This window comes from Halarsenatibacter silvermanii (assembly GCF_900103135.1).
Lineage (GTDB): Bacteria > Bacillota > Halanaerobiia > Halanaerobiales > Halarsenatibacteraceae > Halarsenatibacter > Halarsenatibacter silvermanii.
This window is the reverse complement of sequence record NZ_FNGO01000024.1, coordinates 1-24,602: the sequence shown is the minus strand read 5'-3', so window position 1 is coordinate 24,602 and position 24,602 is coordinate 1. Positions and strand designations below refer to the sequence as shown.

The 24,602-nt window shown below is 37.3% G+C and carries 35 protein-coding genes; 3 read left to right on the top strand and 32 right to left on the bottom strand.

Annotated features, from left to right (window positions below; genetic code table 11):
• Positions 1-197: 197 nt before the first annotated feature.
• The 6 genes from BLT15_RS10810 to BLT15_RS10785 all read right to left on the bottom strand — a co-directional run bounded on the left by BLT15_RS10810 (position 198) and on the right by BLT15_RS10785 (position 3,648).
• A complete protein-coding gene (locus BLT15_RS10810) occupies positions 198-386 on the bottom strand; it encodes a hypothetical protein (protein ID WP_089761617.1) in 189 nt (62 codons plus the stop codon).
• A gap of 61 nt (positions 387-447) precedes the next feature.
• Positions 448-678: an RNA chaperone Hfq gene (gene hfq / locus BLT15_RS10805; protein ID WP_159429917.1), complete on the bottom strand. Its 231-nt coding sequence runs from the start codon at positions 676-678 to the stop codon at positions 448-450.
• A 52-nt stretch (positions 679-730) separates the two neighbouring features.
• A complete protein-coding gene (gene hfq / locus BLT15_RS10800) occupies positions 731-943 on the bottom strand; it encodes an RNA chaperone Hfq (protein WP_089761612.1) in 213 nt (70 codons plus the stop codon).
• A 217-nt stretch (positions 944-1,160) separates the two neighbouring features.
• Positions 1,161-2,180, bottom strand: a complete 1,020-nt coding sequence (locus tag BLT15_RS10795) for a DnaD domain protein (RefSeq protein WP_089761611.1) — start codon at positions 2,178-2,180, stop codon at positions 1,161-1,163.
• 432 nt (positions 2,181-2,612) lie between these two features.
• On the bottom strand, positions 2,613-2,867 hold the full coding sequence (locus BLT15_RS10790; protein ID WP_089761609.1) for a ribbon-helix-helix protein, CopG family: 255 nt from the start codon (positions 2,865-2,867) through the stop codon (positions 2,613-2,615).
• Complete coding sequence (locus BLT15_RS10785) at positions 2,860-3,648, bottom strand: ParA family protein (protein WP_089761607.1); 789 nt, start codon at positions 3,646-3,648, stop codon at positions 2,860-2,862. The genes BLT15_RS10790 and BLT15_RS10785 overlap by 8 nt, the downstream gene beginning before the upstream one ends.
• 340 nt (positions 3,649-3,988) lie before the next feature.
• Here BLT15_RS10785 and BLT15_RS10780 point away from each other — a divergent pair, with 340 nt between their 5' ends.
• Both BLT15_RS10780 and BLT15_RS10775 read left to right on the top strand, forming a co-directional pair.
• Positions 3,989-4,264, top strand: coding sequence for an AbrB/MazE/SpoVT family DNA-binding domain-containing protein (locus BLT15_RS10780; RefSeq protein WP_089761605.1), 276 nt, complete (start codon positions 3,989-3,991; stop codon positions 4,262-4,264).
• Positions 4,257-4,652, top strand: a complete 396-nt coding sequence (locus tag BLT15_RS10775) for a putative toxin-antitoxin system toxin component, PIN family (RefSeq protein WP_200769754.1) — start codon at positions 4,257-4,259, stop codon at positions 4,650-4,652. Before BLT15_RS10780 ends, BLT15_RS10775 begins: the two co-directional genes overlap by 8 nt.
• Before the next feature lie 185 nt (positions 4,653-4,837).
• Here the strand turns inward: BLT15_RS10775 and BLT15_RS10770 are convergent, their stop codons facing one another.
• The 21 genes from BLT15_RS10770 to BLT15_RS13285 form a co-directional block, all read right to left on the bottom strand.
• On the bottom strand, positions 4,838-5,065 hold the full coding sequence (locus BLT15_RS10770) for a hypothetical protein (RefSeq protein ID WP_089761601.1): 228 nt from the start codon (positions 5,063-5,065) through the stop codon (positions 4,838-4,840).
• A gap of 169 nt (positions 5,066-5,234) precedes the next feature.
• Positions 5,235-5,405 (bottom strand): hypothetical protein, encoded by a 171-nt coding sequence (locus BLT15_RS13305; RefSeq protein ID WP_234985598.1) that lies wholly within the window; start codon positions 5,403-5,405, stop codon positions 5,235-5,237.
• Between the two features lie 289 nt (positions 5,406-5,694).
• Complete coding sequence (locus BLT15_RS10765; protein ID WP_089761599.1) at positions 5,695-6,048, bottom strand: hypothetical protein; 354 nt, start codon at positions 6,046-6,048, stop codon at positions 5,695-5,697.
• A 181-nt stretch (positions 6,049-6,229) separates the two neighbouring features.
• Positions 6,230-6,370: a hypothetical protein gene (locus tag BLT15_RS13300; RefSeq protein ID WP_159429915.1), complete on the bottom strand. Its 141-nt coding sequence runs from the start codon at positions 6,368-6,370 to the stop codon at positions 6,230-6,232.
• A 72-nt stretch (positions 6,371-6,442) separates the two neighbouring features.
• A complete protein-coding gene (locus BLT15_RS13660; protein WP_089761597.1) occupies positions 6,443-6,577 on the bottom strand; it encodes a hypothetical protein in 135 nt (44 codons plus the stop codon).
• A gap of 20 nt (positions 6,578-6,597) precedes the next feature.
• Positions 6,598-6,840, bottom strand: coding sequence for a hypothetical protein (locus tag BLT15_RS10755; protein ID WP_089761594.1), 243 nt, complete (start codon positions 6,838-6,840; stop codon positions 6,598-6,600).
• 195 nt (positions 6,841-7,035) lie between these two features.
• Positions 7,036-7,581, bottom strand: coding sequence for a hypothetical protein (locus BLT15_RS10750; protein WP_089761590.1), 546 nt, complete (start codon positions 7,579-7,581; stop codon positions 7,036-7,038).
• Positions 7,581-7,838 carry a M78 family metallopeptidase domain-containing protein gene (locus BLT15_RS10745; protein WP_089761588.1) on the bottom strand — a complete coding sequence of 86 codons (258 nt, stop codon included), beginning with the start codon at positions 7,836-7,838 and terminating at the stop codon, positions 7,581-7,583. The genes BLT15_RS10750 and BLT15_RS10745 overlap by 1 nt, the downstream gene beginning before the upstream one ends.
• A 31-nt stretch (positions 7,839-7,869) precedes the next feature.
• Positions 7,870-8,418 (bottom strand): ArdC family protein, encoded by a 549-nt coding sequence (locus tag BLT15_RS10740; RefSeq protein ID WP_089761586.1) that lies wholly within the window; start codon positions 8,416-8,418, stop codon positions 7,870-7,872.
• Position 8,419: 1 nt separating this feature from the next.
• Positions 8,420-8,593, bottom strand: coding sequence for a hypothetical protein (locus tag BLT15_RS13295; protein ID WP_159429914.1), 174 nt, complete (start codon positions 8,591-8,593; stop codon positions 8,420-8,422).
• Positions 8,583-8,969, bottom strand: coding sequence for a hypothetical protein (locus BLT15_RS10735; protein WP_143423068.1), 387 nt, complete (start codon positions 8,967-8,969; stop codon positions 8,583-8,585). The genes BLT15_RS13295 and BLT15_RS10735 overlap by 11 nt, the downstream gene beginning before the upstream one ends.
• Before the next feature lie 66 nt (positions 8,970-9,035).
• Complete coding sequence (locus tag BLT15_RS10730) at positions 9,036-9,488, bottom strand: JAB domain-containing protein (RefSeq protein WP_234985597.1); 453 nt, start codon at positions 9,486-9,488, stop codon at positions 9,036-9,038.
• A gap of 15 nt (positions 9,489-9,503) precedes the next feature.
• On the bottom strand, positions 9,504-10,382 hold the full coding sequence (gene bet, locus BLT15_RS10725; RefSeq protein WP_089761582.1) for a phage recombination protein Bet: 879 nt from the start codon (positions 10,380-10,382) through the stop codon (positions 9,504-9,506).
• Positions 10,383-10,464: 82 nt separating this feature from the next.
• A complete protein-coding gene (locus tag BLT15_RS10720; RefSeq protein WP_234985596.1) occupies positions 10,465-11,046 on the bottom strand; it encodes a host-nuclease inhibitor Gam family protein in 582 nt (193 codons plus the stop codon).
• A 27-nt stretch (positions 11,047-11,073) separates the two neighbouring features.
• Entirely contained in the window at positions 11,074-11,637 is a 564-nt protein-coding gene (locus BLT15_RS10715) for a hypothetical protein (protein WP_089761580.1), read from the bottom strand.
• Between the two features lie 69 nt (positions 11,638-11,706).
• Complete coding sequence (locus tag BLT15_RS13290; protein WP_159429913.1) at positions 11,707-11,853, bottom strand: hypothetical protein; 147 nt, start codon at positions 11,851-11,853, stop codon at positions 11,707-11,709.
• Positions 11,854-12,064: 211 nt separating this feature from the next.
• On the bottom strand, positions 12,065-12,637 hold the full coding sequence (locus tag BLT15_RS10710; protein WP_089761578.1) for a hypothetical protein: 573 nt from the start codon (positions 12,635-12,637) through the stop codon (positions 12,065-12,067).
• Between the two features lie 163 nt (positions 12,638-12,800).
• Complete coding sequence (locus BLT15_RS10705) at positions 12,801-13,214, bottom strand: hypothetical protein (RefSeq protein ID WP_089761576.1); 414 nt, start codon at positions 13,212-13,214, stop codon at positions 12,801-12,803.
• 418 nt (positions 13,215-13,632) lie between these two features.
• On the bottom strand, positions 13,633-16,767 hold the full coding sequence (locus BLT15_RS10700) for a CHC2 zinc finger domain-containing protein (RefSeq protein WP_089761574.1): 3,135 nt from the start codon (positions 16,765-16,767) through the stop codon (positions 13,633-13,635).
• A 187-nt stretch (positions 16,768-16,954) separates the two neighbouring features.
• Positions 16,955-17,158 carry a helix-turn-helix domain-containing protein gene (locus tag BLT15_RS10695; protein ID WP_159429912.1) on the bottom strand — a complete coding sequence of 68 codons (204 nt, stop codon included), beginning with the start codon at positions 17,156-17,158 and terminating at the stop codon, positions 16,955-16,957.
• A gap of 236 nt (positions 17,159-17,394) precedes the next feature.
• A complete protein-coding gene (locus BLT15_RS13285; RefSeq protein ID WP_159429911.1) occupies positions 17,395-17,532 on the bottom strand; it encodes a hypothetical protein in 138 nt (45 codons plus the stop codon).
• A gap of 120 nt (positions 17,533-17,652) precedes the next feature.
• Here BLT15_RS13285 and BLT15_RS10690 point away from each other — a divergent pair, with 120 nt between their 5' ends.
• Positions 17,653-18,615: a CGNR zinc finger domain-containing protein gene (locus BLT15_RS10690; RefSeq protein ID WP_089761570.1), complete on the top strand. Its 963-nt coding sequence runs from the start codon at positions 17,653-17,655 to the stop codon at positions 18,613-18,615.
• 1,431 nt (positions 18,616-20,046) lie between these two features.
• Here BLT15_RS10690 and arsB (BLT15_RS10685) read toward each other — a convergent pair.
• The 5 genes from arsB (BLT15_RS10685) to BLT15_RS10665 all read right to left on the bottom strand — a co-directional run bounded on the left by arsB (BLT15_RS10685) (position 20,047) and on the right by BLT15_RS10665 (position 24,420).
• Positions 20,047-21,096: an ACR3 family arsenite efflux transporter gene (gene arsB, locus BLT15_RS10685; protein ID WP_089761568.1), complete on the bottom strand. Its 1,050-nt coding sequence runs from the start codon at positions 21,094-21,096 to the stop codon at positions 20,047-20,049.
• A gap of 149 nt (positions 21,097-21,245) precedes the next feature.
• Positions 21,246-22,367 carry an ACR3 family arsenite efflux transporter gene (gene arsB, locus BLT15_RS10680; RefSeq protein WP_089761566.1) on the bottom strand — a complete coding sequence of 374 codons (1,122 nt, stop codon included), beginning with the start codon at positions 22,365-22,367 and terminating at the stop codon, positions 21,246-21,248.
• Between the two features lie 15 nt (positions 22,368-22,382).
• Positions 22,383-22,745, bottom strand: a complete 363-nt coding sequence (locus BLT15_RS10675) for an ArsR/SmtB family transcription factor (RefSeq protein ID WP_089761564.1) — start codon at positions 22,743-22,745, stop codon at positions 22,383-22,385.
• 27 nt (positions 22,746-22,772) lie between these two features.
• Complete coding sequence (locus BLT15_RS10670; protein WP_089761562.1) at positions 22,773-23,969, bottom strand: SAM-dependent methyltransferase; 1,197 nt, start codon at positions 23,967-23,969, stop codon at positions 22,773-22,775.
• 88 nt (positions 23,970-24,057) lie between these two features.
• Positions 24,058-24,420, bottom strand: a complete 363-nt coding sequence (locus BLT15_RS10665; protein ID WP_089761559.1) for a YlbF/YmcA family competence regulator — start codon at positions 24,418-24,420, stop codon at positions 24,058-24,060.
• Positions 24,421-24,602 lie beyond the last annotated feature (182 nt).

Below are 24,602 nucleotides of genomic sequence, written 5' to 3'. Positions count from 1 at the left end.
TTTTGCCATGGTTTTTTGTCCTCCCTTGGACTTAATACTATATTATAGCTGCTACGATGTCCAGCAGCTTAGGGGGAGGACAAATGTCCGCATTTCAAGTTATTTAAAATCTTTGCTTCTGCTCATATTATATTCTCCTCGGTAATTGCATTCTAATAATTCATTTTCTTCTCTTAAAATCCACCAGATAGTTAACCTTACTCCTCTATTAATTCCACTCTAACATCAGCCTTATCTTCGCTGCAGTTAGGGCAATACCATAATCTATCGGAATCATAGACATTCTGAATAGGCTGGAACTCATTCTCATCTACTACATCTCGAGCAGCATTATTCCATTTCATGGCCTCATATTTTGCTCCGCAGGCTCTGCATCTAAATTTCATTTTCCAATCCTTCTTCTGGTTTTTAAAATCACGAATAGGGCAAAAAGTTATCGCACATAATCTAAAACTCATCAGGAAAATAATCATTAACCCTTTTTTCTGGTTCTATCGTTGTGATACCACTTTTTAATATCATCTGCGTCTCTTCGCTGCTGTTGATCACAATAGTATACTGACCATAATCTTCTATATAACCTTCAATTTGTACTCCATTTTTAAGATATATTGTTGCTTTAATTTCCTCATTTTTTATCTTTTCCAAAAAATTATGCTGAAGGTTAATACCAGACACTGTAATATCACCTCTAATATCTTGTATTTCCCTTTTTACATTAATTCCATGCTCAACCTACATTTACCTCTTCTTCAGGCACAATGGTAGACACAGCATGCTTGTAAATTAATTTCTGCTGACCATTATCATTCAGGATAATTGTAAAATTATCAAATCCAATTACCTCTCCGCTCAACTGAAAGCCATTGGTTAAAAATACTTTCACTTCTTTTCCGCTTTTTTGCATTTCACTTAATAAAGAACCCTGGATGTTATTGCTCATATTATGTTCTCCAACCTCCTTTAGCTGCAAGCATCTTTATTTGCCTTTATAAAAAGAGTTTCTTTAATTATGTATATATCCATTCAATTAAAAATAAATCCTTTATATCGGCTTTATAAGAGCTTATATAAGGTTTTAGAAAGTAATGCCAGCCTGTTTTTTTTATTTCTGCTCATTTTACCCATTTTACCCTATGTAAGAAAAGAGTTAACTGGATTCAGTGCCAGCCTCTATTCTTTTTTAGATACTCAGGGTCCTGTAATTTCTCTACCAATTCTTCGTCATATTCAGGGTTTTTATTCACTTCATTTCTGTTATTGTTATTATAAGTATTTGCCTTCTTTTCGGCAGCTCTATCCTCTATGTAATCGTTTATCATATCTACAGTACCCAAGCCATTTTTGGACCAATCCTTCAAAATTGCCAGAACATAGGCGGGTTTGTCACCTTTTTCTTCAGCTATCCTGAGCGCATGAAGTAAAATCTTCGGATCGCTATAGATATCTTTCATCTTGTTATAGAAATCGATCGAAAGCTTTCTGTTAAATATCTCCTCAAACTTTTCTGCAATTACTTTCGGAGTGTCTGATTCTGATTGGCTGGTATCGGGGGGTTGGGGGTTTTCAGGTCTTCCCTTCGCGCGGGCTCGCGCGTCTTCTTCTTCGGTTTTATTCTTTGTAGTCTTTGTTGTAATCTCTGATGTAGTCTCTGGTATTGCACCGAAATCATTACAATTGGAACCGAAATTATTTTCATTGCAATCGAAATCATTACAATTGGAACCGAAATTATTTCGATTCCGAGCTGCCAAAGATCTTAGCAGTTCATCGTATTTGTAACCTTCTAGATGATAACCTTCTTTTTCTAATTTTCGTACTAATTTAATGGCATTTATTCTATACTGCTTTGTTTGATCCATTTTATTTTTAGAATTATTTCTTTCCAATAAAAAACCCTGTTCGACTAATTTTTTCAACCAATTTCTAATGGTTTTAGTAGTTACATTTAACATAATTTCATTTTTTAAATCTGATGCTGATTTATAAATCCAACCGCCTTTTAAATCATTAACCTCATCTAATTTTCTATTACTTTCTTCTTCTAACCATTTCTTATATCGCTTAGAACCAACTCGTTCTGCCCAGTATAAAAGCTGATTAAGAACTATTGCTAGCTTGTAATTACCAGTTATTTCTACTAGTTCTTCTTTAATAACTGCTCTTTTTAATTTTCGCATAATATAAATCCCTCCCTATGAAGGTCACTAGGAAGGGCTCGGCTTTAGATATTATTTGCTCCAAGATTGCATCTGTGATAAACTTATACATGACAAGGAGATTTTCTTAGCCGCCTCCCTTCCTAGTGAGGCGGTTTTTATTTTGCTTTATTATATCATGTTATTTGCTATAATTAAAACCTTAAGCTTGCCTATTTGCTGGGAATAAGGGCAATTTAAATATAAATATATATGGACATATAAGCGTATTTATATTTCTAAGTTTAAATACAAATATATTACTTTATATAAATAAATAAAAGAATATATTTATGTTTGTGCTTGTAAATATTCATATTAATATAGGAATATAAATTTATTTACGTATAGAAATAAAACAGGTTGTTTGAAGAGTTAATAATAGCTTGGTATTTCTAATATTTCAAGCTTAATTTATGCGTATTTTTCATATAGTTCTTCCAGGGCTATTTCTACAATTTCTGATTTATTTATATTTTCATGTTTTTTTGCTAATTCTTCTAATTTTTCCAGTATATCTTCTCGTAAAGAATAGGTTCTTTTTACTCGGTTTCTTTTGCGAGCTTTTTCGGCTAGATCATTTTCTTTTTTTTCGGCGCTTTTGGGTCCTTCTTTGATTCCATCTAAGATACCTTTTGATTTTTTGTTGCTAAATTTATCTTCACTCATTTATCATCACCGCCTTTGCTAATTTCTTATATTCTTTGGCTCCGCTAGCGTTAGGTTTATAAAGATTTATTGGCATGCCTTCGTGTTGTGCTTCACTCAAAGCAACATTAACATGAATTGCGGTATCAAATACAAAGTCACCATATTCCTGTTTGAAGTCTTCATAAAATTTATCCGCCATTTTAGTTCGGCCATCAACTCGGCAAATTAAAAGCCCTTCTACATCAAGATTATCATTAAAGTTATCTTTAATTTCTTTAATTATTTCAAGTAATCTATCCATACCATCCGCAGAAAACTGGCTAGGTTCTAAAGGGATTATGACGCTATCAGCTAACATCATCGCATTTACTGTCAGTAATCCTAAAGAAGGATTAGTATCCATAACCATATAATCATAATTATTTTGCATTAGATTTTTTTCAGCCGCCTCATATGACTTGCGGAGCAACATTTCTCGTCCTAACTCTCCTGAAAGTTCTAACTCTGCATTGGCCATTTTAATATCGGCAGGAATTAAATCTAGCTTTCCCCACCCTTTTTCTTCAATAACATTCTCACAGATAGCTTCAGTAAGTTTTCTGTCCTCCGTTAATATTTCATAAATAGTTAAATATTTTTCAGCAGAAAATCCTACGCCAGTTGTCATGTTAGCCTGAGGGTCCAAATCAGCTAGTAATACATTTTCACCAGTCTCCGCAATTATAGCTCCTAAATTAATTGCAGTAGTGGTTTTGCCTACACCACCTTTTTGATTTACTATAGCTATTTTTTTCTTCATATGTATCCCCCTATTTATTCTTTGTTTTACATAATATCATAAATATATATGTAAATACAAATATGAATTTGTTTATATTTTGAACCTAAATATTTATATAAAAGAATATATATGTAAATATAGAATACAAATATATTTATAATAAAGAATATATATAAGAATATAAAAAACTAGTCTTACGGAGAGAGTTGGATTTTATAAAAAAAACAGTTTTGCTATTAGTTTTAAAATAAAAAAGTCTACATTTGCTTAAAGAATTATGTTATAATATAAATAAAGAAATTAAAGAAATTAAAGAACACTCTAATCAACACCTATACACCTATGGAGGTGAAAATTTATGGATATTGCCCGTGTTTCTTCCCAGGGTCAAATCACTATTCCAGCAGAAATCAGAAAAAAATTAAAATTGGATGAGGGAGATAAAGTCTTATTCGTAGAAGAGGAAGGTCAAATTTATTTGCTAAATGCCTCTTTAGAAGCGATGAAAGAATTTCAAAACTCCATGGAAGGTAAAGCTGCCGAAGCAGGAATGACTGCAGAAGAAGATGTTACAGAAGCTGTCGAAAAAGCAAGAGAAGAGATTTGGGAGGAAAATTATGCGGATAATGGTTGATACAAATATACTTATATCAGCTGTTTTATCTTCTGATTCCGTTCCTGCCGAGCTGGTCAATACCGTTTTATTTAAACACAAATTGGTGCTGTGCGATCAAATTGAAAAGGAAATGCATAGGGTATTTGATGAGAAATTTCCTGATAAAAAAGATGATATGGAAGAGTTTTTAACACAATTAAGTTATGAATCAGTTTATACTCCCAGAAAAATTAACAAAGAAAAATATCCTGATATCAGAGACGAAAAAGATTTGCCTATATTAGTTTCAGCAATCAATGCGGATGTCGATTGTTTTATCACTGGAGATAAAGATTTCTTTGCTCTTGATTTAGAAAGGCCAAAGATTATCTCTGCCCGAAATTTTTTAGAACGAGAAGATATGTAAAAACTTAATTGTCTTGCTTTTATCACGAGATTATTATATCTTTTGCAGAATCTTTATAGTACATAAATACTAACTCTGCTCCCACATATGACTGCATTCTTCACATATCAAATATTTCTGCTCTTCGCCTTCTTCAACAAGAGTACCCTTTCTAACTTCTTTGCTGCTGCACTCTGGACAGTCCATTATTGAGCTTTCTCTAAAAGTTCGACATCTGAAAGAGTAAAATTCAATTGATTTACTGCTCCGCAATCCTCACATATAACTCTTAGGATAAATTTTCTTGGTGTTTCCAAACTGATATTTGAAAGATCAGCCTCATACCCTTGACCACCACAATTCTGGCATTTAAAAAATTTCATTTTAAACCCCTTCCCCTGATAATTGATAAAGAGAATAACTGCTTCATTCATTCTGTCATCACTTATATTAATCGTAAAAAAGAAGTTTTTGTTTAATGCGATTATTGGCAACTAGAGCTGTTTATTTTTTATTAAACGCGGTTAAGCCCCAATTAATGTCATAGAAGGCACGATTAATCGTAATCCCAGTTTTTAAGCTTCTTTATATTATTGATCTATTTTATGCCACTGTGGTCACGATGGTTAAAATCAAATATTCTCGCAATAGAATATCTGCCTGCTCTATCTGTTTTTCCGCCTTTTGTATTAAGCTGTCCAAAGCAAAATCAAAATCTTCGGGCCGTTCTTCTGCAATCTCTCCCAAAGCTTTACCCAATAGGGGAAAATCCATCCGCTCCCAGTGAGATATAGCTTCTCCTATCAGTTAATTTCTCGGAAATTTCTCTTTCTTAAGATAGATTCCGCCAAGTACTCATCAATAAAGTCTTCTTCCTGGTCAGCTGCATAATTATCAGCGGTAAAAAGAAAAAAATAAAGTTGTGGAAGAGAATATATATCAATGATGATGTTAAAAATAAATTTCCCTGTAAAGTTTTTCTAAATTCCAGGCAGCTAATTTTCATAGCATGTATAACTCCTTTCTCATTTATCAGTCTTTACCAAGAGTTATTCCTTCTATATTACTCACAACCTCTTAACTCTCCATTATCTCCCAAAGAAAACATAATTTTTGCTTTAGAGTCTGACTTATCTACTATTATGTCTTCTAAGCTTAAACCTTTCAGCATTTCTATGACATTATTTATTAAATTATCAGCAGTGTCCTCTGCAAATTCTGACGGATTATTGAGTTCGACATATATTTTCTTTTTATCCACATCACAGCTGATTGTAAAATCTATTTCTCTGTACTGGATAGGGATGTGCTGTCTTAAATCTTTCAGGTTATTCTTTATATTTTTGAGGACCTTCCTGCCTTCTGCATCCAAATTATTCCTCAGCTTTTTATCTATACTAACACTAACTTCTACCATCTATTGCTCCCCCTTCCCGAGGGTACTTCTGCATTAATAATAACAACCACAGGATTAATTACAAAAAATTCTGCAAATTTAAAATATGTGGTTCACAGGGTTAAATATACGGCCTTCTTCAATTCTTGGGGCTTGAAGTACTATGATTTGTTTATACTCTTTATCTTCTTTCTTCCTAGATTCAGCTTTTTGCGCTGGAATTAATGTAACTCCACCAACTATGCCCACAGCTATCACAAACTTTTAATATTTCATCATCTATTACACTATCAATTTCATTTTCTTTAATGATATCCTCACTGCCGCACCTAGTACACCTCATTTTTTACCTCCTGTCCTGTAATCAAAGTAAAAAGAGTATATAATCTTTATATTAAAGCTTAAACCCTCACCCCTAACATTCCTCTTTATCTACTTTCCTGGAATTTATGTTAGCAATATCTTCTCCGCAGAAACTGCACCGCCATATACTTCTTTCTTCTTCAACACAGATGATCTCTCCACACTCAGGACATTCTTTTTTCTTCACAGATTAGCCTCCCTATGTTTTTAGTCGAAGTTGAAAAATATCTTATCTTTATTTTCTCCTACCTTAATATTTTTCATCTCCAAATCCTGCAGGAGAAATTTGATTTTCCTTCTTAACCTGGAAACTCTAGCTTCTTCTAAGTTTTCGGGATGGTTTAAAGCAATATAAACTTTTTTACACTCAAGATCACAGTCTATTACAAACTCAGCACTGTCATACTGGATAGGATTTAAAAGTTTTAAATCTATCAGCAGATTTTTCAATTCTTTAAGCTTTTTTTCTCTTCTTACTATTTAACCTATCTCTAAAATCCCTGTTGATTCTGACACCTGCCATATTATCCCTCCTCGGCTGATCCCCGCTTTTTATCATAATAACACCAAAAATTGTCCTGCACCAAATAAAAAGAAAAAAGACCCCATGCAGTGAACATGGAGCCTTTTAAAGAATACTGACTTTTAACTGGCTATTTTCTTAAGCTTTTCCTTTATTTCATCTTCATCAGCTCGCAGAGGCATAATTAAGCCCATAACATCCTCATTCTTATCCAATAATACCAATGGCGACAGGAGCCCTTCAGCCTTAATTTCCGAGGGCTTCAATTCTTCGATAATGAATTGATATTTATTGCTATATAATCCCAGCCTGTCACCACACCTGTATATTCTCCTGCTCTCATCACCACTTATTTTACTTAGCTCCGTTATTGTGACTTTCTGAAGAGAATCTTTATCGATGCTTTTTATCAGATCACCCAGAGGATCACTATCTTCAACCATCCTCGTCCTGCGGGAACTTATCTCATAAGTGTCACCAGGATTAAGATGAGGTATAAAGTCAGTTGTTTTATAATCATTCCACTTACCAATGAACTTACTTCCTTCCTTATTACCTACACGAACCAAAACATAGGTGTTCGAAAGCCAATAACCTTCTTCTAACCTCTTGACCAAAATCCTATTATCAGTTCTGAACATCTGAGCTAACTTTTTTCCTTTCAACATTATACCGCCTCCTCGGTGATATTTTGCTTTAAATAAGCCAAAATTTTTTGCGATACATTGCTTATCCTATCCAAACTCTTTTTCAGATCATAGCTTTCTTTATAAAGAGCCAGATATTTGTCCGATTTAATTTCCAGACCGAAATGATTCATGACCACAAAAGCTACAGCTTCAGCTTCCATCTCCTTTACTTCCCTGGTGAGATTCTCCCCATCATCTTTCACATGCAGCATTATATGAGCTAATTCATGAACCAATGTGGACGCTTTTTCCGTATCATTGGCGTTACTATTCCAACACTATCTTATTCTCCTTAGAAAAGCCCTTAAAGCCTTCTGAAAGCTCTTTATAGATAAGCTCTATACCTTTTTCATCAGCAAATTCTTCAAGCGGAGAGAGAAGTAAACTGAAATCATCATCTAAGCTCATATCCAGCTCAGGAACTTCCTCACCTTCAGTCTGCGAGATATCGAATACATATACAGGCCGGAAATATGTCCTTTTCACCTCCTCTTCTACTTCTTTTTTCTCAAGATCTCCTTCAGCCGTCATAACCTCTTTGATTCTCGTCTCCGTAGTCGTGTAGGTAAAAGGAGCCAGGATGGCTATGCCTTCTTCCCCTTCCTTCACGTGACGATTAAATTTATCCTGCCATTGCCTGTAGCCAGCTACATAACTAGCATCGGGCTTCTGCATCTTGATCAAAAGCGTATTGTGATAACTATAGTCATGAAATTTGCTGAAAAACTCCAGCATCTCCTTAAATTCCTTAGAATCCTGCACATCTTCAATTTTCTCTTCCAGCGATTCCATAAGCTCCTTCACTTTATCACCCATTTTAACTTACCTCCCTTCCGCGCTTTTCGATATGCCTATCCACAAGCTCGTAGCGAAATTCGAACTCAGTTCCACATTTACCGCACAAAGCCTGGGCGTAGGCGTTGGCTTCATCACCAAGATAGGGTTTCTCCGGAGTTAGATCATTACCACAAACCTCGCATTCAGCCAGCATTTTGCTTACCCTCCATCATTTCCTTTATTTCCGGCCCCATATCGAGCCCGAAATCATCCCACATCGCCTTATTGCCAAAGCGGATAATTTCTTCAAATCCCACCTCCACAAAACTCTCGCTTTCGGTGTGAATGTACCTCCTTTTAAACCCCAGCTTTTGAATGACGAAGTTTCGGTTTACACCTGTAAATAATTTCTCCGCCAGCTCATCTCTATTTTGCACTCTCAGTTTCTCAAGCGCCAGATAGAAGAAATGTTCTTCTATAAGCGGGACGAACTTGGCCTCATCCTCCAACCTTTCTTCATTGAGGTAATCGATGAACTTCTCTTCCAGCTTTTTTAATCGCTCCTGAAGTTCTGCAGGAGATTTGCTCATGTTAATACTCCTTTCTTTAAAAATTTTAAGGCCCGGCTTTTTTAAGACAGCCAGGCCTATCAGCATTTACAAATATCCTTCCGCCCTCAGCGATATGAATTCATCTCCGCCTATTATGATGTGATCATGCAGAGTAATACCCAGAAGATCGCCGGCTTCAGACACCTTCTTGGTTATCTCAATATCATCGCTGCTGGGCTTTGTTGCCCCGGATGGGTGGTTGTGGCCTAAAATGATGCCGGCAGCGTTTTGCAAAATTGCCCTTTTGTATATTTCCCTAGGGTTGGAGATGCTGCGAGAAAGCGAACCCACTGATACCTCAAAAGCGCCCAGAAGCGAATTCCGGGCGCTTACGGTGAGCATAGCTAAAACTTCCTCCGTGCGGTTATTGAGTTCCATGGTCTCCACGAAAATCCGTCTTGCGTCTTCCGGCTTTATGATCTCCTCTACTTCCAGCTCATATTCTTTTCTGTCCTCTTTGACCAATCTCAGCCCGTATTTGCTAATTTTAGCTTTCAATATAGTCACCCCACCTTAAGAAGCTGACATCGCTATCATACTCTTGATGTTTTCCAGAATACCCTTCAATTCCGCGAATTCTTCCTCATCCAAATGAGCCAGTGATACCTTCTCCAGATCATTTTTCTCTTTGATATATGATAGATAGTTCAAAACCTCCTCTCTCAGTTCACCGCTTCCCTCGACCAACTTTTTGATTTCTTTTTCTCTTTCGGTCAATTTCTTCTCCTGATCCTTGTCAGCTATTTTTTCTCTGCTTTTATCCTGAGCTTTCGGTGTTATGTCAATCTCATCTTCACTGTCATTTTGCCTGGAAGCCATCCTTTCCTCGTTTTCCAGCCTGGTTACTTCCATCTCCTCTCTGGAGACAAGCCCGGATACAGTGAAGGCTCGCTTTAAGGCCATGCTCTCGGCCACCTTTAAGATCATGGCCGAAGGATAGTTATTCCAGACTCTGCTCCCTGCTTTGTATTCAGCGAAGGGAGCAAAAGCATAGAAGGGATAACTTCTGTCCTTGCGGTATACTAAAGCATAGGCTCCGATAATATCGCCTCTCTCGGTACCGTATTCATGATCAATACCGTCGGTTCTGCGCTTGAACTGATCCTGCTCTCTTACCACATCGCTCACCAGGCCATCATACTGCGGGTGCCTGTCAGCTATTTTTAAATAACCATCGCGGCTGGTCATGATCTGCGGCTTGCCGTTTATCTTCCAGAAGAAAATCTCCTTGTTGAAGGGATCCAAGCCGTACTTCTGGGCTACGGTCAAAAACATCTTGAGTTCATCCTGATTGGCCTTTGCGGCCACGGTATTTTTGATTGTCTCTATCTCTTCCTGCGTGAAGCTCATTTTTTCTCCGCTGTTTTCCTGTGTTTTTACAACTTCGCTCATTTTTAAATACCTCCAGTTATGATTTTTGAATAAGGCAAAAGCCTACCTGCCCTGTGAGCAGAGCAGGTAGGCCTGTATTTTTTTATTCCTTTACATCTACCTTGAACTTCTCCGGCGGATGTGTCACAGTGACCCCTTCGATTACCTCACCGGTGTCCTCGATTACAGCTTTGTTGCCGGTGACCTCAGCCTGCTTTTTCAGCTCGCGCTTGCTTACCTTCTTTTTGATCTTAAGCGCATCCTCGAAGTTATTCTCCACGAAGTCCAAAAGCTTGTCCTCATCATACTTCCACTTCGGCCGCTGCTTTCTGAACTTGAGAGCACCGAAGGGGAGATTATAAGTCTTGAGGTCAGGATCTTCATCCCTGAGCCTGTGGGCGTAGTTTTCTAACTTTTCCTTCATGAAGTCGATATTGTTCTGGATTTTGGAATTTTCATCATCAAGCCAGGATTTTATTTCCTGTATATCCTCCTTTATCTTCTCTATCTGCGCCTGGGCTAACTCTTCGTTGGCTTTTTGCTTTCTCTTCATATCTCTTACCTTCCTCAAAGCCCAGCTTGCCTTCTCATCGTTGTCGATCACAAAGCCACTTTTTTCTTCCCTTTCTTCCGCGGGTTTAACCTCTATCTCCAGGTTATCCAGCTTGTGGGCGGGTTCAGCCACTTTTTTCACCTCCAGTTTAGGTTGGGTTTAAGCGGTTTGAGCCAGCTTTTTATCGGATTTTAGGCCGAGCAAGGATTTGAGTTCTTCTCTGACAGAGGAGTCTCCATTGTTTATGGGCATAAGCACTGCCCTGATTTCTCCCTCATTCAGTATGAAGATGGAGTTTTTCCTGCCTTCGGTCCTATACTCATCTCCCATCTCGAAGAGGAACTTGTATTTTTCTTTGATTAATCCCAGCTCCTCACCGGCTTTATAGACGCGGGCGGTGATACCGGAATCCAATAGCTTGGCATAGTCGGTAAATTCCACTTCCTTATCGGCTTCGGAAAGTTGATTGAAGATAATATCCAGGTTCATATTAGCCTCCGTGAAAGGCCTGTCTTTAGCGGAGGAGATAAGGCCTTCGAACTCGAAGGGAATATCAACGGTGGATTTGTAGCTGTTGTACTTGGAGAAAAACTCCCGGAATTGATCGCCATCCATCTTCACCAGTATCTGCTTGTCGGTGACTATAAAGCCATCTTCCCTTTTGCCTATGACCACCTCGTAGCTTTTGCGCATGATTTTGGCTAATTCTTTGCCTTTGCTCATTAAAATCACTCCCGTTTTTTTGTTTTTGACAAATTAAAAAGCCCTGCTTAACGGCAGGGTGAACTTTTTTCATTTAAATTTGTCGGGTATAAGTTTCCAAAGCTCTGAGAAATCGACGTCATAATCTCTGGCCACTCTCCTCACAGCCTTTCTGTTGTCAATGCCCGCCAGGATAAGTTTTAGGGCTATGATGATTAAAGCCAGCTTGGATATCAAACGATCACCTCCCTCTATAAATTTTGCAGGTTATTCTCGCTTTAGGCTTTAAAGGAGTTATTTGAGAGGGTTAAGGCTGGGCTGAAGTGACTAATTCCACTCTTTAAGGTGTTTTTTGTTTTGAAGCTGTAAAGATGCCGGCTGATATCACCTTCTTTTTCTTCATTAGGCTTATGAGAAAAACGGCCGCCAAAATTTCAGCTTATTCCGGTTAAAACTCCAGGTCGGGCTGGCCGCTGAATATCTCATAGAGGTTTTCCTTTTCCTTATCCGCGTGAATTACGGCATGCAGAATACCATCTTCGGTAGATATTACATTGACAATCTGACTTGCCTCGGTGCTCCTGAAGGTCATATAGGAAAGGTGCTCGTTTAAGAAGGCAAACTGATAATCCTCAAAAGAGTCAATATCATACTGAAACCTGGCTGCTCCAGGATGCCATTCGCTTTCTTCTTTTTCCGTGCTGCCATATTCTAAAAGCAGTAACTCCATCGTCATAAACCCATTGATTCTGTCCATTTCATCACCGCGGGTTACATATGTTGCCCTATAGAGGTTTTCTTTTTGAAAGCCGTAGATGAGCCTAAATTCAAGGTCATGTTTTTCTAACCTATAGGTTAGCTGGCCATCTTCCTTTTCTAAAAATCGGCTGTCATCTTTTTCTTCTTCCAGAGATTCTACCTCGGAAATGCTAAGGCCCCATTCTAAATTCCTGGGTGCGGCAAAAGTAGTCATTGAGAATATGAGGAATAATGTCGCGGTAAAACATAATGCTTTTTTCATGAATATCCTCCTTCGGTTTGGGTTTTAAAAAGTAGTCTTTTTCTGGCCGACAAGTTTTTTCCGTTATCACCTCCAATTTTTTGAGGCAAAGAAAAAGGCCCCTACTCACAGGAAGTAAGGGCTTTTTCTTCCTTCATTATACTTATAAGTAACTGGGAGGGCATTATTTCATTAATAAATTATTTCTTTTCTTATACTCATGTTCTTCCTCAGGACTCACCATCAATTCGAGTTCGAAGTTGTAGTTTTTTGAGTCACCACTTCTTATTAAAGGTTCACCTCCGGTAAAATGAGTTTTAGAAATCAGGAAGTATGCTTTTTGAAATTTCTCTTTGGGCACCTCTATCTTCATTCGATGATAGCTCACCGATTCTTTCTTTATAGTAAACTTTCTTGAGATTTTTACCAATAAATCTCTATTAACTCCCTCAATATCAAGTAATTCTCCTACTGATTCAAAACCATCTCTATTAAATCTTTCATCTATTATTTTTTTGGCTATCTTTTTATTTTCTAGAATGCTATTGAGTTTTTCTGTAGAGGTTCCGTTAATGCACTTTAATTTGTTTTTAGTCATTTTTAATTCCTCCTGAATATTTTTGAGTTTTGTTAAATTATCTGAAGTGCTTTTTTCTGACTATAAATACGCAACTGAGGGGTATTATTTTTCATTTGTTAAAGTTTTATTCCTGAACATTGACCAGAGACACAGAGTGAGACACCTCCTTATCGTTGTTATGTCAGTAATTATAAGCAGTTTTGGGGTCTTTGAGACAGTTTTTTACCACCCCCCCATGATGTAATATATATATTATTTTAAGGGTATATTATTTTATATAATATCTCCTGATATTATATATATTATTTATATTTACTGTCTTATAAATAATAATAATAGCTATAACAGTTGATATATCATATATTATCAGCTGTCTCATAGCTGTCTCATAGCTGTCTTCAGAGACAGTTTAACCAGTTGAGAGAGAAAGCTGTCATCATATTCTATCTTTGAAAGTTGACGTCCAGATTGCACTTTCAATGTCCAAGTCTTTTTCCATCTTTTCTGGGTCTATGATGATTGATCTCAGTTGCTTTCCATTTTCTTTACTTCCGTAATAGGCTCTCTTACCTGTTGCGGTGATATATGAATTTCTTTTTACTTTTCTTTTAGCCATTTGTCTATAGACGTCTTTGCTCAGGATCTCTTGTTTGTAGTTCGTCTTATCTGCATACTCTCTCGCTTTGTCCAATATAGGATTCAGTCTGATCGCCAAATATTTTTTATCATTTCTTTTCAGTTTGGAAAAATCTACCCTATAACGAAGCTGGTTGTTTTCAACCATATTGGTTAAAAGCTTCATCAATTTATCAAACTCATCCAACTGTTTCCCTTCGGGGATTATATTGTTATATATAGCTAAAAGAGCTGACTCTATATCGTCTTCGATCAGATTATTCGGTTCAATTCCTAAATAATCACCATATTTTCTGAACATTACCCAGCCGAATTTAATGATTGCCAGGTTATTGGTGATCCTCTCAGTTGAATTGATTTTTGTACTTTGATTTGCCCATTCAGAAATTTCTCTGCGTTCATTTTCCAATATTTCTTTCCAATTATATTTCTTTAGTGCCCAGCGCCAATATGGTATGGCGAATTTCTCCATGTTTGCTCTCTGCAGTTCCGCAAAGTGTTCGCGGCAACCCTGGAATTTTTTAATATTGCCTTCTACCACATCCTTGTCAGGCCTGAGAATAATCATCCTCTCATCCAGCCCCAGTGTATCTCTCGGTCGATCTTCTCCGCAGAGAATCACAGGAGCAGCCATGGGATAAGAATTAATTTTCTGCGATGCTGTACCTCGCTCCGCTGAGTTTTTATTGTAGATGTTTCGCAACTCCTCATGTATGGAACTGACCCTTCGTTTATGCCAGGCGGACGGCCTGTATTCGTCCAAAAACACAGGCACAAGATTGGTGGCTGAATAATTTTTTAGACGTGTAAACCTCGTATTCGGTAGAGAAAAGGGCTCATGAGAAGAGCTAACTCCATTTAGGCGCCAAATCAATTTTCCAGTTTGAGTTTTACCGCTGCCCGCTTCCCCCCAGATTACAAGATGAGGAAAGCCGCCCCATGAAGGTTCAGTCCTGATAATATCGCACCACGGGAGAGCAAAATTCCAGCCAATTATTCCGAAAGTTATCTCCGGGTCATTAATCCGGGGTAAGTTTTTATAAATTTTTTCCGCTGCCTTTCTGAGTTCTTCTTCCTTTGGGATTTCTGAAGGAATTTTATCTGCCAGGGAATTTCTTTCAGTATATAATTTTAAGTTTTTCTCCTCTTCATCTTCATTTTTCAAAATCAATTCTGGCAGAACAATTTGGCTGCCATGACGCCCGGCTACTTCAACAGCTTCTATTTCTTTGAAATTCTGAATGTCTAGATTTATTCTTAATCTCTGGAGATGTGAATTTTTACCAAGCCAGGATGCTTTTGCAGGTAAAGCCTGCCGGAAATCCCTGTTAGAGGTGAAATCTTTGGCTTGAAGGGAAATTTCCTTCTCCTCTCCATCTTCGAATTTTATTTTGCCTTTAAATATTTTCTCAGAAGCCGGCAGTTTTAATTTCTCCTCAATTTTTAATATAAAATTACATAGAGGATCTACTTTGACTTCATTATCTTCGTCAAAATACTTTTCTGCATAAAAATTGTTCTCTATTTCTAAAGGCTGGATCGGGCCTTCCCAATAATCATCAAATTCTTCTTCTCTCCTCTTCTTTTCCTCTTTTTCTTCCCTTTCTTCCAGCTTGTCACGCAACGTTGATATTCTGACATCTCTTTGACCACCGAAAGCATCCTGAAGGTTTTTCAGATATTTATCCTGATCAATGGCATTTTCTTTGAGCAGAAGCGGGAAAACCTCTTCATTGGCTATCTCCGTTTTCTGATCCGCAGGAGCATTTTTGACCTTTTCGATAGCTAACTCAAGAGGAGTCTGAGCTTCATCCATAAGATTTTTAAAATCCGAAGCTGAATTTTCTCGCAGAAAATCTGCCAGGTCTATTTTTTCCTGGTCATCTGGCTTTGGCAATTCTATCAACTTTACTTTAACTCCATTTTTCTGCAGAAATTTTGCTGTTTTTAACGCGCCTTTTTTGCCTGCTTCACTTTCTTCATTGTCATTTGCAATATAAACTTTTTCAGCTTTTTCTGCTATGTCTAAAAGCTTGTCATAATCATCTTCCCGAAACTGTACTGTGACCGGGCTAATGCAGGGAAAGCCTGCCTGGTGGGCCATTATTGCATCTGTAATCCCTTCTGTGATCAAAAGAGCTTCTTCATATTCCACCGTATCCTCACCGAAGAAATATTGATTTTGAACAGTCTCGCTAACATATGAATTTTTTTCACTGTAAGTTAATAGCTTTTTATATTTCCCTTGCTCCCAATTATTATCGGGGGTGTTTTCTGTTTTTCTGCCAATGAAGAAGACGGGTTTCCTGTTTTTCCAGTAAGGAAAAACTATTCTTCCCTGGAATAGATCATAATCTTTCACGAAAAGACCGGACTTTTTCAGCTCATCTATTTCAAAGTCTTCTTCTTTTTGGAGATAATTTTTGAGACTATATTTAGAAGGTAAAGAATAACCTATCAGTAAATTATCCGCAGTTTCTTTTTTAATACCATATTTATTTTGCAGCCATTCATAGTTGTCATTCTGCATTTGTTCATTCAATCTTTTGGCAGCAGCAAAATAGATGTTTTCGACTAATTTCTTTTCCTGAATTCTTTTTTCAAATTTTTCTTTTTCTTCCGGGTCCATGTCCGGTATTTTTACATTGAATTTTTCAATCAAATATTCAACAGCTTCGGGAAATGAATGGCTTCGATTTTTCATAAGCCAGTCGATCACCGTGCCACCTTCGCCGCAGTTGAAACAGTGATAAACTCCCTCTTTTGGATTGACATACAATGAAGATTTACTTTCTGAATTATGCTTATTTTTATGATAGCTCACTAATTCACCATTACCAGTAGATTTTAATTCTCCTATATCTTCTTCTACTATTTTTTCTATTTCAGCTTCTCTTAAAATTTTATTGATATTGTATTCATTTATAGCTTCCATATTTTATATACCTCCTGATATTTTTGCATAAATTCATTTTTAAAGTTATAATTAAAATAGAGATTCTCTTAAGTAGCTCCATTTCAAAAGCTGCTCCTGCTCCTATCCGGGGGAAGGGGCAGCTTTTAAATTTTGCTTCTGTTTTTTTCGGAAAAATTCATTGTCACTTGGGATGCAATTTTCATGACTAAATTTCTTCAGTTTCAACATCTTCCAGCAGTTCTTCAATTTCCATGCCGAAAAAGTTTTCCAGTTTGTTTTTTACAGGATCATATGGTTTTAATCTGCCATTTTCAATCTTGCTCAAGGTAGAAGGCTGTATTCTAAGTTCAAAAGCTAAATCAGACTGACTCATCTCTTTTTTCTTTCTTTCTTGAGCTAATCTTTTCATTTTTTTCACCTCCATAAAAATTTCTCTTCCTTTAGAGTTAAAAAGTGTTTGATTTTGTTCTTAATCTTGACTATAATCATTATAAAGCAATATATGTAACGGAAAAACAATTACATCCCATTACATTGAATTTCATTAAATCTTTATCAGAGATTAAATGCGATATACTCCGTTATACTCTAAAATACTAGCATTTAAAGAAATTTTCAGACAACCAAATTTTTAAAATCAAAGAGTTAATATAACTGGCTTTTCTCCAAAACAGTTGGTGGAATTGCAATATATATTGGATTATCAGAGATACTAACTCCTCTATTTGCTGGTTTTTTATAAAGTATTTGAAATATGGCATTTACTTTTTCTATCTTCTGCAATTAAAGATGCTGATAACATATCCCCATATGAGGAATTATAGACGGTTTCTATCAACGGAAGTGGAGAAGAACCATATAACTTAACAGGACTCTGACATAAAAAAAGGAGGTAATTTAAAAATGTTTTTTTCCAATTATAGGAAAGCTCCCGATTTATTAAGGAATTCTGACAGCTGGTGGAGATGCAGCAGTTATGAAATTGTAAAAGCAGAACATACTTTGGGTCATTATAGGATAAAACCAGAGAAAGATGCAGAAGTGGAAACATATAATCCTTATGATAAATACCCTGAGATAATTAGAGATTATATAAATTTATTGAAAGAATTTGATAGTAAAGAAAATTTTAGTGAAGAAGTAAGTGAAGAGAATTCAAAAGAATTTAACGAATGGTTAAAGCAGAAAGCTCAGCACCAAGCTCGCGAATATCGCAATTTCGCTAATAAATATGGTTTGCTTGGAAGCATGTTTGCTGATATTGAAGACATAATTGTTGTTCGCCCTGATGATAATTATAAAGAGCATTATTTAGTTTATATGTCTCATAAAGCTGCAATCCCCGAGAATTTGGAAACTTATGATGATAAAATAATAGCCAATATAGTTAAATACAATGACTATGCTAAATATTTTTTCACAAAATATCCCTATCCACTGCCAGTCCAAGAAGATTTTAATAAGAAAGCTTACACTGAACTTATATCATTCACAAAGTCCCGGAATGCTCTATCAAAACTTTATTCTCATATAAAAGAAATTTCAAAAGAAGAAACTGGTAGTTCTGAACCCCCTACAGACGAAATAACCTTACCTACTTCTTACAAAGTTTCAGTAGTCAAGGATAAAAAGGATAATCACAGAATGGAATTTAAAACTAAATGTTTGCTTGAAACTCTCAATATTATGTATCTCAGGAATATAATTGATTCTAATCAGGAAATAAAAATATGTAAGGAGTGCAGAAAAACTTTTATAACAGGGAAGGATGGGAGAAAATTAAACGCGAAGTATTGTTCTTCTGCCTGTGGGAATAGGTATCGGGTCCGAAAATCGCGCAAAAAACAAGAAGCCTCAAACGACTAACTAAGTGTATCAGCTAAAATATTAACGCCATCTAAGATCATCATACAGGTGGCATTTTTTTATTGAGTTCTTACTTATAACCCATCTGCTTTTTTTATATTTCATGAGGTTGTTAGTAAATATGTTATTTAAGTCAAAAAAAACACTTAATGACGCTAATGACGGAGTTTGATAAAACTAGGCTCTATTATAAAGATAATTATTTATAATATAATTATTGAGCTATATAAAAAAGGTTTTCCTCAGAAGCGTCATTTGCGTCATTAACAAAAAAAGCAGCCCAATAATGGACTGCCACAAAAAATATATTTTCACTCAATATTTGGTCATTTGTCTTTTCAAGCTTCTTGAATTTATAAACATTGTCTCGTAAATCACCATCACCAAAAAATGTCAGTTATTTCTGTAGATAATTAGCTGCGATTTCATTATAATTTTTTCGCTTTCTTTTTATAAACTACAGGTCCTCTCATGAATATCCCTAATCGTATATCCAGATTTTACGGGCACCAGTTTTTAATCTATCTTATATTTTCACTTTCTTTAGCACTTGTTATCCTACTAGTGTAAGCGCTTCCACTATTCCTAAATATAACTCAATTTTCATAAAAAATCGTCAGATATTTGTTGTGTTTTTTGTGTCTGTATTTTTTCTGATGTGCCGGGAGTTTTACATAGATCAGGTAAGGTAAAATGTCGTAAAACAGGAGATTATGTGCAATGTTTATTTTATAAAAGCATTGCTAAAATAAAAAGAGCTGGAGCTATTAACCCCAGTTAGCATAGAACTCAGAAATAAAAAGTATTAAGTAGAATAGGGTTGAGAAGATAAATTACGTGGAACGTTCATTTTACGCAAATTTTACTATGTTAAAGCATATTGGCTATAATGAAACGGAAATTAAAATCTATTTGTCAGTTTAGCTTTTTTGTGCTATATTATTTACAAAATGATAGTCTATGTATTCCCCAAACTTTTTTGCCACCTGCTCTCGCCAGCTAGCAGGTGGCGTTTTTATGTGTGCTTAGTAGTTTACACTAATCGCAGAATGTAAATCTTGGCTATGTTGAAATGTATGGATGATATGGTTAAAACATTATACACTCATGGACGAAATGTATTAGTAAACGAAGAAAACAAATTTCAGCCTAAGTTATAGATACTTAAATGGGTTATATCAAACTACGTCCGGAGCAAATGGAGTTAATTAATTTTGGCCTCTACAAATTTTTCAAGTAAAACTTCCATGGCTTCATGCCATTTATCTAGGGGATAGTCTTCCCCTTTAGCTAGATTGAGATTAGTATATTCAGTCAGCTCAGCTGAAGCGATTTCTTCGTTTCGATATTGACAGCAAAACCCATCCCTGCTAATAACTTAAGGATGGGTTTCGTCCCTAAACCATCTAATTTCCTGTTACATCACCTAGTTCAAACTTCCTGGACCTGTGGAAACCAACTTCTGGTCTTCAAACACAGACGCACTAAAATCAGCATTATCGGCACCTCTATTAACATTCCCGTAACTGCTGCCAGCGTAGCTCCTGAATCGACGCCAAAGAGAGTTATTGCCATAGCTATAGCCACTTCAAAATGATTGCTGGCTGCTATTTGGGCTGTAGGAGCAGCATCATCATAGGGAAGCCCCAATTTTTTGGAGGCATAATAGCCTATTCCAAAAATAGTAAGCACCTGAATCGTCAGAGGCACCAGCACCAGCAGTACCAGCAGAGGGTTGGTCAAAACCAGTTCAGATTGAGGAGCTACAATCATCACTATTGTAAATAATAAAGCTGCCGTGGAAACATAATGCAGTTTGGAGGTAAATTCCTCGAAACGCTCTCTTCCCTGTTTTTCCAGCAGTTTCTTTCTGGTAAAGTGTCCGGCTACCAGCGGCAGACCCACATAGGCCAGCACTCCAAAAGCAACTCTGCCGATAGGAACCGGCACATCAGCCACCGGCAGAAGCAGCACGGCCAATGGGCCGTAGAGGACAACCATCGAGAGCGAATTAATAGCTACCATGACAACTACGTGTCCCATATTGCCCCGGGAAAGATAGCCCCAGACCAATACCATTGCTGTACATGGGGCTATGCCGAGCAGGATCATACCTGCCATCAATTCGCTGCCCAACTCATAACCAATAAAAGGACTCCAGATGACCCTCATGAAAAGCCAGGCCACAAAAGCCATGGTAAATGGTTTTACAGCCCAGTTTAAGATAAGTGTCGTGGCAATAGGCTTGGTCGATTTACCGGCTTTTAATATCTTCTTAAAATCAGTCTGGACCATTATGGGATAAATCATTAAAAACAGGGCAATAGCTACGGGAACAGGATAACCTGCTATCTCTGCTGCTTCAAAAGCGTCAGCAAGACCGGGAAATATCTGCCCCAGTGCTAGTCCCCCTATTATACATAATCCTACCCAGACAGTGAGATATCTTTCAAAAAACCCTAATTCATGTTCCTCCTGCATAATATCACTCCTTTGCTGGTATTAAATCATTAATTTTAGCGGCATACCTCACTCAATAAATCCCTCAGGTATATTTGATTACAACCATATATAAAAATAAACCTATTTTTTATCTAACAAAACTTCCAACTACATCGACTACCCTCGGACTAACTCCTACTATCCTGTTGAGGTTTAGTCTTCACTTCACCAATTTTTTCTGCTTCTGATGAAGGAAACCAGTGTCGAGTGCGATTGGCAATTGCTACCAGGGCGAGCATCACAGGCACTTCCACTAAGACGCCCACTACAGTGGCCAGCGCCGCTCCTGACTGCAGCCCAAATAAAGCTATAGCAGTGGCCACTGCCAGCTCAAAGAAATTGCTGGCCCCTATCATAGCGGCCGGAGCTGCCACTGAATGTTTAATTTTCCACAGCTTACTGGCTGTATAGGCAATTGTAAAGATAAAGAAGGTCTGGATTATCAGTGGTACTGCTATCAAAACTATATGAAATGGGTTATTTACAATTGTATCTCCCTGAAAGGAAAAGAGTAAAATCAGGGTAAGCAGCAATCCTATTACGGTCAGGTTACTTAATTTAGATAAAAATACATTCTCAAACCATTCAATACCTCTGGTTTTTATTAAATACCTGCGGGAAAAATAACCTCCAGCCAGAGGAATTACAATATATAACACAACTGATAGCACGATTGTGTCCCAGGGTACGATAATATCGCTTAATCCCAGCAAAAACATAACAATAGGGGCATAAGCAAAAAGCAATACCAGATTATTGACAGAAACCTGCACCAGAGTATAGGTGGGGTCTCCATCACTTAGATAACTCCAGACAAAAACCATGGCTGTACAGGGAGCCGCACCCAATAAAACTGCTCCTGCTATATATTCCCGGCCCAATTCCGCCGGAATAAAACCGGAAAATATCACCCGGATAAATAGCCAGGCAAAAAAGTACATAGTAAAGGGCTTGATCAACCAGTTGGTAACCAGTGTAACTGTTAGCCCTTTTGGCTTTTTGCCGGCTTCCAGAATGCTGCTAAAATCAATCTGCACCATCATGGGGTAAATCATAAACCAGATTAATACTGCTACGGGAATAGAAATTTGAGCATATTCCCACTGCTCTAAAGTTTGGGGGAAAGCAGGCCAAAATCTACCAATTAATACACCCACTGCAATACAAATAGCCACCCAAACGGTTAAATACTTTTCAAATATTCCCAGGCCTTTTCCACCTTCTTGTTCTATATCTTTGTCTTTTTCCAATTTTTTCTCTCCTCTCTAAAATAGCTCAGCTTCATCCAACTCCTCACAGCTAACCTCACTATTCTTATATAGCTTTAAATTATTAAGATCCTCTTTCAGCGTTTCCTCTCGGTCAAAATCCTGTTCTAGCAGCATTTTAAGGAAGTTATACCGCTCTATTTGTTTCTCGTTTAATTTATAATACACCCACTGTGCTTCTTTGTCATAATCGATCAATCCAGCATTTTTTAACTTTTTTAAATGCCGGGAAGCATTGGACTGATTAATCCCCATAATATTTCTCAATTCGCAGACACATAGAGATTGCTTTCTCAAAAGGTTCAAAATTCTTAACCTGTTTTCATGAGCTAGAGCCTTAGCTGCTTTTTCCAGCTCCATTTTCTCTCCTCCCATTTAACACAACATTTAATCATACATATAATCCCGGGTAAGGGGCAGGTCATTATTGATACCTTTGCTAAATAAAAATTGATGAACCGAGGTACCAATATGGCGAAATGTAGCCACTACTCCCGCTAAAAAGAGCTCCCACATCCGGGCGAATTCTTCATCGAACATTTCCACTACATCTTCCCTGCTGGCGGCAAAATTATCCGCCCATCTCTCAGCTGTAAGAGCATAATGGCGCCTGATATTTTCAGCATCTATAAGCCAGAAAGAATGCTCCGGCAGCTGCCATACCACCTCTCGATAGGAAGGGATATAACCCCAGGGGAAAATATATTTTTCCAGCCAGGGATGGGTGGGGTCCTCTTTCTGATGAGTTATGGTATGAAGCAGAGATAAGCCGCCTTCCTTTAACATATCGTTAACTGCCTGAAAATATTCTGGAATATGCGCTTTGCCCACGTGTTCAAACATGCCCACGCTGACAATTTTATCAAACTCAGGAGAATCTTCGGCCAGATCGCGATAGTCCTGTTTTCTTACCTCTACCTGATTTTCCAGATTATTTTCAGCTATCTTTTTTTCAGCACCTTCCACCTGTTCCGGACTGAGTGTGATGCCAAGCACCTCTACATCATATTTTTTCGCAGCCCTTACAGCCAGATGGCCCCAGCCGCAGCCTATATCCAGCAATTTCTCGCCAGATTCCAGGTTTAATTTCTTTAAAATATGGTCGATTTTGGCCAGCTGAGCCTGTTTTAAACTTTTTTCATAATCGGTAAAGTAAGCACAGGAATAGGTCATGGTTTCATCCTGCCACAGGCGAAAAAAATCATTGCCGAGGTCGTAATGATCCCTAACACCCTGTTCCTGTTCCTGCTGGGATAATCTTTCTTGGCGGTCCATAAATTCTTCATATGTGTATTCCGGGGCGTCATCAGCCAGATTATCCACATTCTGAGCACCAGTCATCAAAACTTCACGCAGTTTGCCCTTAATATCGATCTTTTCCTGCATATAGGCTTCACCAAGCTTCAATTGGGGGCTTTTCCTGATCTCATTCAAATCCAGCTTTTCTCTAAAAATTATCTCAAATTCCGGATCTTTTACTTCCCCATTATTAATTAATGTGGAATCTCCATCCCAGAAAGTAAGTTTGAAAGTGCTGCCTTCAACTTTGTCGGCAAACTTTTTAATCAGCTGTTTCTGCAGCATTTTTCCCCCTCCCGCTTTTGTTTTGATGATAATTATTCGTTGAGCTGAAATTATTTAAACACATAATTTAAAGATAAGTCCCGTTAATTTAACAGGACTGCTTTACTAAATAAGGGGTCAGAGTTAATTTCAGGTCAGAAGAGGCTTTTTCAATGCTGGTCTGACATATTTTCTGAAATTCCCTCATGCAAGCCTGATAATCAGCAATCAATTCATTATCGTTTACCTGTCTCCGCAGCTTTTTTAACTCCTGTAAATCTTCTCTGGTTAAATTGTCATTAACCTGTTTCACCTGACATTCTTGCTGTTTTTCTTCAAATTTACGCATTAATTCACGTGCTTCCTGATTTTCCTGTATACTTTCTTCAGCCTGCTTCATATTCTGATAAGCTTCTGTTTCAGCCAATTTTTCGCTGTAACTCTGAGTACTGGTCTCAATTTCTTCTTGCAAAAATATTCCCTCCTTAACAGCAGCCTCCCAGGGCTGAGGTTATATCAAAATCCAGTTCTTCATTTCTCTGCTGGAAAAACTCCTCTACAAATTGACTCCATTCATTTTCAGCTTTTAAATAGTCCTGTACTAATTCATTCGCTTCCATTTTTTCTCTTATATCTTCCAGCGATTCTCCTTCG

What these genes read in the sequence shown, in the direction of transcription:
- BLT15_RS10795 (WP_089761611.1), bottom strand. Translation starts at nt 2,180, where the DNA reads ATGCGAAAATTAAAAAGAGCAGTTATTAAAGAAGAACTAGTAGAAATA.
- BLT15_RS10735 (WP_143423068.1), bottom strand. Translation starts at nt 8,969, where the DNA reads ATGAGCAAATCTCCTGCAGAACTTCAGGAGCGATTAAAAAAGCTGGAA.
- BLT15_RS10750 (WP_089761590.1), bottom strand. Translation starts at nt 7,581, where the DNA reads ATGTTGAAAGGAAAAAAGTTAGCTCAGATGTTCAGAACTGATAATAGG.
- hfq (WP_089761612.1), bottom strand. Translation starts at nt 943, where the DNA reads ATGAGCAATAACATCCAGGGTTCTTTATTAAGTGAAATGCAAAAAAGC.
- BLT15_RS13295 (WP_159429914.1), bottom strand. Translation starts at nt 8,593, where the DNA reads ATGCTGGCTGAATGCGAGGTTTGTGGTAATGATCTAACTCCGGAGAAA.
- BLT15_RS10770 (WP_089761601.1), bottom strand. Translation starts at nt 5,065, where the DNA reads ATGAATGAAGCAGTTATTCTCTTTATCAATTATCAGGGGAAGGGGTTT.
- BLT15_RS10790 (WP_089761609.1), bottom strand. Translation starts at nt 2,867, where the DNA reads ATGAGTGAAGATAAATTTAGCAACAAAAAATCAAAAGGTATCTTAGAT.
- BLT15_RS10700 (WP_089761574.1), bottom strand. Translation starts at nt 16,767, where the DNA reads ATGGAAGCTATAAATGAATACAATATCAATAAAATTTTAAGAGAAGCT.
- BLT15_RS10690 (WP_089761570.1), top strand. Translation starts at nt 17,653, where the DNA reads ATGTTTTTTTCCAATTATAGGAAAGCTCCCGATTTATTAAGGAATTCT.
- BLT15_RS10785 (WP_089761607.1), bottom strand. Translation starts at nt 3,648, where the DNA reads ATGAAGAAAAAAATAGCTATAGTAAATCAAAAAGGTGGTGTAGGCAAA.
- BLT15_RS10740 (WP_089761586.1), bottom strand. Translation starts at nt 8,418, where the DNA reads ATGGGTGATAAAGTGAAGGAGCTTATGGAATCGCTGGAAGAGAAAATT.
- BLT15_RS10780 (WP_089761605.1), top strand. Translation starts at nt 3,989, where the DNA reads ATGGATATTGCCCGTGTTTCTTCCCAGGGTCAAATCACTATTCCAGCA.
- BLT15_RS10810 (WP_089761617.1), bottom strand. Translation starts at nt 386, where the DNA reads ATGAAATTTAGATGCAGAGCCTGCGGAGCAAAATATGAGGCCATGAAA.
- BLT15_RS13300 (WP_159429915.1), bottom strand. Translation starts at nt 6,370, where the DNA reads ATGAGGTGTACTAGGTGCGGCAGTGAGGATATCATTAAAGAAAATGAA.
- BLT15_RS10695 (WP_159429912.1), bottom strand. Translation starts at nt 17,158, where the DNA reads ATGAAAAGATTAGCTCAAGAAAGAAAGAAAAAAGAGATGAGTCAGTCT.
- BLT15_RS10670 (WP_089761562.1), bottom strand. Translation starts at nt 23,969, where the DNA reads ATGCTGCAGAAACAGCTGATTAAAAAGTTTGCCGACAAAGTTGAAGGC.
- arsB (WP_089761568.1), bottom strand. Translation starts at nt 21,096, where the DNA reads ATGCAGGAGGAACATGAATTAGGGTTTTTTGAAAGATATCTCACTGTC.
- BLT15_RS13305 (WP_234985598.1), bottom strand. Translation starts at nt 5,405, where the DNA reads ATGGATTTTCCCCTATTGGGTAAAGCTTTGGGAGAGATTGCAGAAGAA.
- BLT15_RS10775 (WP_200769754.1), top strand. Translation starts at nt 4,257, where the DNA reads ATGGTTGATACAAATATACTTATATCAGCTGTTTTATCTTCTGATTCC.
- BLT15_RS10705 (WP_089761576.1), bottom strand. Translation starts at nt 13,214, where the DNA reads ATGACTAAAAACAAATTAAAGTGCATTAACGGAACCTCTACAGAAAAA.
- BLT15_RS10710 (WP_089761578.1), bottom strand. Translation starts at nt 12,637, where the DNA reads ATGAAAAAAGCATTATGTTTTACCGCGACATTATTCCTCATATTCTCA.
- BLT15_RS10675 (WP_089761564.1), bottom strand. Translation starts at nt 22,745, where the DNA reads ATGGAGCTGGAAAAAGCAGCTAAGGCTCTAGCTCATGAAAACAGGTTA.
- BLT15_RS10715 (WP_089761580.1), bottom strand. Translation starts at nt 11,637, where the DNA reads ATGAGCAAAGGCAAAGAATTAGCCAAAATCATGCGCAAAAGCTACGAG.
- BLT15_RS10765 (WP_089761599.1), bottom strand. Translation starts at nt 6,048, where the DNA reads ATGGTAGAAGTTAGTGTTAGTATAGATAAAAAGCTGAGGAATAATTTG.
- bet (WP_089761582.1), bottom strand. Translation starts at nt 10,382, where the DNA reads ATGAGCGAAGTTGTAAAAACACAGGAAAACAGCGGAGAAAAAATGAGC.